General features: G+C 62.3%; 7 protein-coding genes and 1 riboswitch. Of the genes, 2 read left to right on the forward strand and 5 right to left on the reverse strand.

The window, feature by feature from the left end; all coding sequences use genetic code 11:
- The coding region (locus B4920_RS25480; RefSeq protein WP_305847122.1) for an IS4 family transposase at positions 1–276 on the forward strand (276 nt) is incomplete at its 5' end.
- A 162-nt stretch (positions 277–438) separates the two neighbouring features.
- On the opposite strand, the gene B4920_RS25485 is transcribed toward B4920_RS25480, so the two are convergent.
- Complete coding sequence (locus tag B4920_RS25485) at positions 439–1,350, reverse strand: LysR family transcriptional regulator (protein ID WP_079437553.1); 912 nt, start codon at positions 1,348–1,350, stop codon at positions 439–441.
- A 99-nt stretch (positions 1,351–1,449) separates the two neighbouring features.
- Between B4920_RS25485 and metE the strand changes: the two genes are divergently transcribed.
- A complete protein-coding gene (gene metE / locus B4920_RS25490; protein ID WP_079437554.1) occupies positions 1,450–3,741 on the forward strand; it encodes a 5-methyltetrahydropteroyltriglutamate--homocysteine S-methyltransferase in 2,292 nt (763 codons plus the stop codon).
- A gap of 96 nt (positions 3,742–3,837) precedes the next feature.
- On the opposite strand, the gene B4920_RS25495 is transcribed toward metE, so the two are convergent.
- Genes B4920_RS25495 through B4920_RS25510 form a run of 4 tightly spaced genes read right to left on the reverse strand, consistent with a single transcriptional unit; the run spans position 3,838 to position 7,796 of the window.
- Positions 3,838–5,937 carry a TonB-dependent receptor gene (locus B4920_RS25495; protein ID WP_216820028.1) on the reverse strand — a complete coding sequence of 700 codons (2,100 nt, stop codon included), beginning with the start codon at positions 5,935–5,937 and terminating at the stop codon, positions 3,838–3,840.
- A 17-nt stretch (positions 5,938–5,954) separates the two neighbouring features.
- Positions 5,955–6,371 carry a biopolymer transporter ExbD gene (locus B4920_RS25500; protein WP_079437555.1) on the reverse strand — a complete coding sequence of 139 codons (417 nt, stop codon included), beginning with the start codon at positions 6,369–6,371 and terminating at the stop codon, positions 5,955–5,957.
- A gap of 2 nt (positions 6,372–6,373) precedes the next feature.
- On the reverse strand, positions 6,374–7,117 hold the full coding sequence (locus B4920_RS30865; protein WP_079437556.1) for a MotA/TolQ/ExbB proton channel family protein: 744 nt from the start codon (positions 7,115–7,117) through the stop codon (positions 6,374–6,376).
- Between the two features lie 4 nt (positions 7,118–7,121).
- On the reverse strand, positions 7,122–7,796 hold the full coding sequence (locus tag B4920_RS25510) for an energy transducer TonB (RefSeq protein WP_161493387.1): 675 nt from the start codon (positions 7,794–7,796) through the stop codon (positions 7,122–7,124).
- Between the two features lie 212 nt (positions 7,797–8,008).
- A riboswitch (cobalamin riboswitch) is annotated at positions 8,009–8,274 on the reverse strand.
- Between the last annotated feature and the right edge of the window lie 149 nt (positions 8,275–8,423).

The following is an 8,423-nucleotide window of genomic DNA, read 5'->3' on the forward strand; positions in this document are numbered from 1 at the left end:
CGCCTGATGCGCCTGGGTCGGAGCCTGCCCGATTTACCCGCCGACATGGCGTTCGAAGCCGATGAGTGGCGGGCCGCCTTTATCCTGAACAAGAAGCCCATCCCGACAGCCGTGCCCGCGCTGAACACCGTCTTGCGCCTGATCGCCCAGCGTGGAGGCTTCCTGGCCCGCCGACATGATGGTGAGCCCGGCGCCAAGACAATCTGGCTCGGTCTCCAGCAGCTGGCCGTCTTTGTCGAAGGCATGCGCCAGGCAAGGAAAATGGATCAGGGGTGAGTTGTGTGTAAGGGGGTGCACTTGACGGGACAGATTGTGCGTTGCGCACGGATCGGCGTGAAATGACATTCAAGTCATTTCGTTGTGGATGTGCGCGAAACTTGTACCGCCCTCATGCGCAACCTGCAGGGCGTAGTTAGATTGGATCGGTACCGGACGAAGTTATTTCTGGATATAGGTTCCGAGCGCTTCTGCTGATCCTCGCGCCAACTCGATAAAGGCCTTTAGGTGGTCAATGTCGAGGTCCGCCTCGCGTGCGCCGAGAAAGATCTGCTTGGCGATTCCGTCCGGCCCCAGGCGCACCGGGACGACGTCGACCTTGGCCGTATATTCCTGCACCAGCCAGCGAGGCAGCGCGGCCACGCCGCGCTGGCTGGCCACCATCTGCAACATGATGTCGGTGGTCTCGATAGTCTTGTGGCGCTTGGGGGCCATGCCGGCCGGCTGCAGGAACTGGGTGTAGATATCCAGCCGCTCTGGAGCGACTGGATAGGTGATGAGGATTTCCTGCGCCATCTCCTCTGGGGTGACGTAGGGTTGCTGTGCCAGCGGATGATGGCGGGCGACTACCAGCACCTGTTCGTAGTCGAAGACCGGTTCGAAGTGCAGCCCCGGCTTGAAGAGCGGATCGGGCGTGACGAGCAGGTCGATCTCGTAGCCGAACAGCGCCCCGATGCCACCGAACTGGAATTTCTGCTTCACATCCACATCCACGTCGGGCCAACCTGCCAGGTAGGGCGAGACGATCTTGAGCAGCCACTGGTAGCAGGGATGGCATTCCATGCCGATGCGCAGGGTGCCGCGTTCCCCTTTGGCGAACTGGTGCAGGCGTTCCTCGGCCAGCGCAAGTTGCGGCAGCACCCGGTTTGCCACGGCCAGTAGGTACTGGCCGGCCTGCGTGAGGCGCAGGCTGCGGCCTTCCCGCAGCCAGATGTCGGTGCCGAGTTGCTGTTCGAGTTTCTTCATGCTGTGGCTGAGGGCCGACTGGGTGACGCACAGCACTTCGGCGGCTGCCGTCAGCGAGCCGCGCCTCTCGACTTCCGCCACGATGGACAGGTGAATTCGCTCCAGCATTTTGCGTGAACAAAATTAATTGATTGTTGAAATAAGACCATTTTACTTCATGATTTGTGGTCCATACCATCGGGGCTCTATTGAATTCTGGAGCTGCTCATGACCACCATCCATAACCTCGGCTTTCCGCGCATCGGCGCCCGGCGCGAACTCAAATTCGCGCTGGAGTCCTACTGGAAGGGCGAATCGTCTCTGGATCAATTGAAAAAGCTCGGCGCCGATCTGCGTCAGCGCCACTGGACCCAGCAGGCAGGGCTCGATCTGGTGCCGGTCGGCGATTTTTCGTTCTACGACCAAGTGCTGGACATGAGTTTCGCGCTCGGCAATCTGCCGGAGCGGGTACGTGATTTCCATGGCGACGCGCTGGACAATTATTTCCGTGTGGCCCGCGGCCGTTCCGCCCAGACAGCCGAGGCCCATGGCGCGTGCTGCGGCGGCGTGGCGGCCGGTGAAATGACCAAGTGGTTCGACACCAACTACCACTACATCGTCCCGGAATTCACCGCCGACACCGAGTTCCAGCTCGACGCCTCCCGTCTGCTCGGTGAGCTCGCCGAAGCCCAGGCCCAGGGCGTGAAGGCCAAGCCGGTCATCATCGGTCCCCTGACTTACCTGGCCATCGGCAAGGCCAAGGACGATTCCAACAAGCTGGCACTGCTGCCGCGCCTGTTGCCGGCGTATGCCCGCCTGCTCGACGTGCTGGCCGCGCAGGGTGTCGAGTGGGTGCAGATCGACGAGCCGCTGCTGGTCACCGAGCTCGACGCCGACTGGCGGCACGCCTTCAACACGGCTTACCACGAACTCAAGGGCGCCCGCGTCAAGCTGTTGCTGGCCACCTATTTCGGCCAGTTGCAGGAAAACCAGTACCTCGCCGCCAATCTGCCGGTTGCCGGCTTGCACATCGACGTGATCAACGGGCGGGATGACGTGGGTCCCATCCTCAACCTGCTGCCGTCCAGTAAGGTGTTGTCCCTTGGCGTCATCAACGGCCGCAACATCTGGAAGACCGATCTGACGGCGCTGCTGGACTGGTTGGAGCCGCTGGCCCAGCGCCTGGGCGACCGCCTGTGGATTGCACCGTCCTGCTCCCTGTTGCACGTGCCGGTGGACCTCGCCAGCGAGGAGAAGCTGGATGTCGAGGTGAAGTCCTGGCTGGCCTTTGCGCTGCAGAAGCTCGACGAATTGAGGGTGCTGGGTACCGCGCTGCGCGAGGGGCGCGAAGCCGTTAGGGATGCGCTGGTGGCCAACCAAGCTGCGCTAACGGCCCGGCGGGTGTCACCGCGAGTGAACAACCCCGCCGTCCAGGCCGCTGTAGCTCGTATCGATGCCCACCTGGGGCTGCGTGAAAGCCGCTACGCGAAGCGTGCGCCCAAGCAGGCCGAATGGTTGAAGCTGCCGGCTTTCCCGACCACCACCATCGGCTCCTTCCCGCAGACAAGCGAGATTCGCCAGGCCCGCAGCGACTTCAAGGCCGGCCGTCTCGACGCCGCCGGCTACAAGGCGGCGATGCAGGCCGAGATTGCCCGCAGCGTGCGGGAGCAGGAAGCCCTCGGCCTGGACGTGCTGGTGCATGGCGAGGCCGAGCGCAACGACATGGTGGAGTATTTCGGCGAGCAGCTCGACGGCTATGCCTTCAGCCAGTTCGGCTGGGTTCAGTCCTACGGCTCCCGCTGCGTGAAGCCGCCGATCCTCTTTGGGGACATCAGCCGGCCGCGACCGATGACCGTGGAGTGGATTACCTATGCGCAGTCCCTCACCACGAAACCGATGAAGGGCATGCTCACCGGGCCGGTGACCATCCTCAATTGGTCCTTCGTGCGCGACGATCAGCCGCGCTCGGTATCGTGCAAGCAGCTTGCGCTGGCGATCCGCCAGGAGGTGCTGGACCTGGAAAAGGCCGGTATCCGGGTGATCCAGATCGACGAGGCGGCGCTGCGTGAAGGCCTGCCGCTGCGCAAGTCCCAGTGGAAGGAGTACCTGGACTGGGCGGTCGAGTCCTTCCGCATCGCTGCCAACGGCGTGCGCGACGAAACCCAGATCCACACCCACATGTGCTACTCGGAGTTCAACGACATCATCGCGTCCATCGCCGACATGGACGCCGACGTGATCACCATCGAGACCTCCCGTTCGGACATGGAACTGCTCGATGCCTTCGACGATTTCCAGTATCCCAATGAAATCGGCCCCGGCGTCTACGACATCCATTCGCCGAACATCCCAACCGAGGCGCACATCGTCGCATTAATGAAGAAAGCCGCGGAGCGCATTCCGGCGGAACGGCTATGGGTGAATCCGGATTGCGGCCTGAAGACCCGCCAGTGGGCCGAGGTGATTCCGGCGCTGACACAAATGGTGGCAGCCGCCAGAACCTTGCGCGCAATAGCCTAAGGGACGATTGGAAGCCTGAAGGTTGTACCTGGACAGGCTTCCATTTCAGAGCGGAAGGGCCCTGCGACTTGCCTTGGGCCCTTCTGGCGTAACCAATCAGAAGCTGATGCGCACGCCAAGTCGAACCGTACGCGGCTCCAGCGGGTGTACCAGGCGCCCGTCGATGGCCGACCCGGTACCGCAGCCGCCGGTGCCGGCGAGTGCTTCACTGCGCGTGCATGCACCACCCCAGTATTCGATGTCGTTGGCCTTCTTGTTAAAGAGGTTCAGCACATCGAACGTCGCCTGCCATTGCTTGTTGAAGCGGTAGCCGAGCTTGAGGTTGGTCATCCAGAAGGCCTCGGATTTCTCGGTACCGGTTTCTTCCAGATCGTAGGAGCCCAGGTAGCGCATGCGGACCCCACCGAACCAGGGGCCGCCATCGTCGTAGGTCACGCCGAGCGAGGCGGCCAGGGGGATTGCGTTCGGGACACGCCGTCCGCCGTTGACGTCATCCCTGAACCGGGCCTTGGAAAGCGCGAGATCGGCATCGACGATGACACCGGAGAATGGCGTGAAGTAGTTGGACCATTCGATACCGCTGCGCTTCGATGCGCCCTTGGGCTCTGTCACCCCTTCGTCACCGATGAAGACGAGCTCGGAGGCCAGGTCCATCTGCCACACCGACAGGCTGCTGTTCCAGCCGGGCAGCGGAACCATGCGCACGCCGAGTTCGCTACCTTTAGCCTTGACGATCAGGGGGATCGCGTCGACAGCGCTGCCATCTTGCGGATTCACCTTCGCGCTGGCTCCGCGCGCATCGTTGCTGTGGAACCCGTGGCCCCAGTTGGCGTAGAACTCGGTAGGGCCCACCAGATTGAAGGGGCCGAAGACTGCGCCCAGTTTCGGGCTGGCCTGACTGGCGGAGGCACTGCCGCCGTTCGTCATGTTGTTGGCGCCGCCCAGTGCTGTCGATTCGGCACGGATGGCGTCATAGCGTGCACCGATGTTGGTGCGGAACCAGGGCAGCCATTGCGTCTTGGCGTCAATGAAGAGTCCCGATGCGGTTTCGGTGATCCTGTCCTCGCGAACGGTATTGATCCGCTGACGGTTGACCGTGTTGTAGAGACCGACTTTGCTGATGCGATCCTGGCGCAGTTGCACACCCGCGGTGAGCTCGGTATCCCGCAGTTCGGGACCGAGGAACCAGGTGCGGCGAACATCGCCGCCCCATACGATGCGCGCGTCCGCCTGCTCGTGCTGGTCGCCGGCGAGGCCGCTGATGTAGCCAGAGGGCGCGGAGAACAGATTCAGCCCGTAATCGATCACGTAGGCGTTGGCACGGGTGACACTGTTCTCGCCGGTCAGCGCCCACTCGCCGGACAGGCTGTAGCGATGTGTGTGTCCGCCGTCGTTGGGAACCAGGGTGCCGTAGCGGCCGATTTCGCCGCTGCTGATGGCCCTCGCCGGCACGTGCTCGGAGGCCGTCCAGTCGGCCTTGTAGAGCATGGCCGTCAGGGCAAAGCCGTTGGCGGTGGTTCCCGACGACAGCCGGAAGACGGCGTTCTGCTTCTCCAGGTTTTCCGGTTGAACCCAGGGGCCATCGTTACCGGCCAACTCGATGCCAGCCAGCAGATTGAAACCGTTGATTTCCGTGCTGCCGGCAGTCAGCAAGCGGCGGTAGTTGTGCTGGCCAACGGTCAGGTCGATGAAGGGGGCGGCCAGTTTGCGCTGATAGTCGATGCGGGCGCTGCCGCTGGTCGCGAAATCACCGTCCTCCGCACCGTACACGCCCTTCTTGTACTTCACGGTACTGACCAGTTCGGGGATCAGGAAATTCAGATCCATGTAGCCCTGGCCGTGAGCATGGCTGACCATGTTGATGGGCATGCCCATGACGTGGGTGGAAAAGTCACTGCCGTGGTCGAGGTTAAAGCCGCGCAGGAAATACTGGTTGGCCTTCCCGTCGCCGGAGTGCTGGGTGACGATCATCCCGGGCACGACCTCCATCACTTCGGCAGGGCGAAGCAGCGGTCGGTTGGCGAGTTGCTTTGCCGTTACGGTTCCTTCGCTCGCGGAATCGGCGACTCCGATCAAATCTCTGCTACTGCTGTTGACGGTGACTTCCTGCAGCGTGGGAATACCGGCTGCAAAAGCAGGGACGGAGCACGTGGAGAGGACGGCCAGCATAATGGGCCGCATGCGCAAGTTCATCATGGGTCTTGTTCTTCGGATTATTGATTGGGTTGAGTGACAAAGCCGATCTTGGTCAGCCCGGCGCGCCGGGCTGCGCTCATGGTTTCGGCAACCGCTTCGTAGCGTGTGGCCCGGTCTGCCGAGAGGTGCATCTCCACATTTGCATCTTGGGCAACGGCTTCGTGGAAACTCTGTTCGAGCTGGCCACGGTCAACGACCTTGGTGCCGACAAAGACCTGGTTTTCGGCCGTGATCGAGACCTGCAAGGTCATGGGTTTCTGCGGTGTCGGGTTACTGGCCGCTCGTGGCAGATCGACCTTGACTGCGTGCGTCATCAGCGGTGTGGTGATGATGAAGATTATCAGCAGGACCAACATGACATCGACCAGCGGTGTCATGTTGATTTCTGCCGTTGGCATCTGGCTGCCCTGTGTGTTGAAGCTTCCCATCGCCATGATTACGCAGCCTTTGCGGTGTTGGGCTTGACGCGGGAGAGCGTCGAGTTGGCCTGGGTTCCGGGCGATGCAATGCGCTTGCCGAGCGTGAAGAACGCGTGCAGGTCGTGGGCGAAGGCATCGAGCGCAGCAAGGATCACGCGGTTGGCGCGAGTCACGGCGTTGTAGGCGAAGACCGCCGGAAGCGCCACGGCCAGGCCGGCGGCGGTCATGATGAGAGCTTCGCCAACCGGGCCGGCAACCTTCTCCAGCGCCGCTTGGCCGGAGATGCCGATGGCGACCAGGGCGTGGTAAATCCCCCAGACCGTGCCGAACAGTCCGACGAAGGGGGCGGTTGCGCCGGTTGTGGCCAGTAGGGTCAGGCCGGATTCCAGTTCCGCCTGGGTGCCGGACAATTGCTGCCGCAGGCTGCGCTCCATCTGCTCAGCAGGATGGAAGCGCGCCGAAAGCTGGTCGCTGGCAGTCATGCACTGCTGATTGCAGTGATCCGCCTGCTCGGCCAACTGGACGAAGGGGTTTGTGTCGCCCTTGCTCGCCAGTCGTTCGACCCCCTCGCCAAACGAGCGGGCCGCCCAGAAATCGTCCAATTTTCGGGCGGCCTGACGCATCTGGAACCAGTCGACGGCTTTCGCCAGGATCAGGTACCAACTTGTGATGGACATGAACGCCAGAACGATGGCGATGGTGTGGGAAACGACGTCTCCGCTGGCCCACAGGTGGGCGAAGCCAAAGGAATTTTCCGGCATGTTTTTATTGCTCCAGTTTGAAAGCGATTGGTACCAGCACCCAACTCTCGATCGGGGTGTCCCCCCGCTTGGCGGGCACGAATTTCCAGTTGCGAACCGTGTTGATGGCGGCTTCGTCCAGACGGACGCTGCCGGATGAGGTTTTGACTTCGATCTGTTCCGCGGTGCCTTGCGGGCTGACGCGAACACTCAGGACGACCTTGCCTTCCTCGTTCATCCGGCGCGCCACGGATGGATATGGTGGTGCGGGGTTGCGAAGATATTCGGCATCGAATCTCGCTGGCGTGACTGGCTCGCGTGCCAGCGGAGCCGCTACGGCATGAGGTGTGGCGGGGGGCGCCGCAGCTGAAGCGACCTCCGAAGTGGTCGTGGCGAGCGCTGCCGATGGGCTGGCAGGTATTGCTGCGCTGGTGCTCGCAGCGGGGGAGGGCGGTTGTGGTGCCTTAGGCGGTTGATGCTTCGGTTGGGGGGGCTGCAGCATCGGCAAGGGCTTGGCCGCTTCGAGCCGGGGTGGCTCGGGCGGGGCCAGCAAGTCGATGACGAGCGGGGTGTCCGGTGGCTGCGGTGCAACGGTCTTGGCGACGATGAGGAGCAGCCCGACCGCGGCGTGCGCACCAAGGACGATGCCGAGCAGGCCGCCACGTCGAGAGACGGGAAAGCGGCTTCGCGCGTAGCTCATGCTGCTGCCCTGCATGTGCAATGCGGGGGGGCTGCGCTATAAAAGAGAATGCAAAGTGGGGGAGGGCGGAACTTGCGTTGCGCGTCTGGCATGGTGTCGAACGTCCTGATGGACCGTCCGCACAGCGAGGACGACAGGCAATGCCGGAGGCAGTGTGCTTTTGCCGCCCTCTGCACCCCGCAGACGGTCTGTTGCAAGCGCCCCTGGTGATCCAGGGACATCGAGCAACAGGCCGGTCTCCGGGCTCGCAAGTGACATCGGACCGATGTCGAGCACATCGCCTTCCCAAACTCTTCGCGCACGCCGTGTTCGACGTCACGTAGGAGATCAGTGGCTGGCCGTCAGGGACGACCGGGATGCACCTGAACTTGCTTACCGTTGCGGGGGCAGCCAAGGCTTTGCAGAAAAACTACGCACCTTGTTCCCGTTTAACCCTAAATACCATGGCATTTAGGGCACCTGCTGCATGGGTTTGCTGAAATTCGATATGAATTCAGAAACGCTGCGCATTTTATGGCTGAGAAGAGCTTCTGTCGAGTCGAGAGGGGAATGTCAGGAATTTTGTGTTTGAGGCGCTTCATGCACCTGCTCAGCCATGGTTGAGCAGGCGCGGCGGTCTTCATTTTG

The organism is Zoogloea sp. LCSB751, assembly GCF_002028455.1.
Lineage (GTDB): Bacteria > Pseudomonadota > Gammaproteobacteria > Burkholderiales > Rhodocyclaceae > Zoogloea.

What these genes read in the sequence shown, in the direction of transcription:
- B4920_RS25510 (WP_161493387.1), bottom strand. Translation starts at nt 7,796, where the DNA reads ATGAGCTACGCGCGAAGCCGCTTTCCCGTCTCTCGACGTGGCGGCCTG.
- B4920_RS25485 (WP_079437553.1), bottom strand. Translation starts at nt 1,350, where the DNA reads ATGCTGGAGCGAATTCACCTGTCCATCGTGGCGGAAGTCGAGAGGCGC.
- metE (WP_079437554.1), top strand. Translation starts at nt 1,450, where the DNA reads ATGACCACCATCCATAACCTCGGCTTTCCGCGCATCGGCGCCCGGCGC.
- B4920_RS25500 (WP_079437555.1), bottom strand. Translation starts at nt 6,371, where the DNA reads ATGGCGATGGGAAGCTTCAACACACAGGGCAGCCAGATGCCAACGGCA.
- B4920_RS25495 (WP_216820028.1), bottom strand. Translation starts at nt 5,937, where the DNA reads ATGATGAACTTGCGCATGCGGCCCATTATGCTGGCCGTCCTCTCCACG.
- B4920_RS30865 (WP_079437556.1), bottom strand. Translation starts at nt 7,117, where the DNA reads ATGCCGGAAAATTCCTTTGGCTTCGCCCACCTGTGGGCCAGCGGAGAC.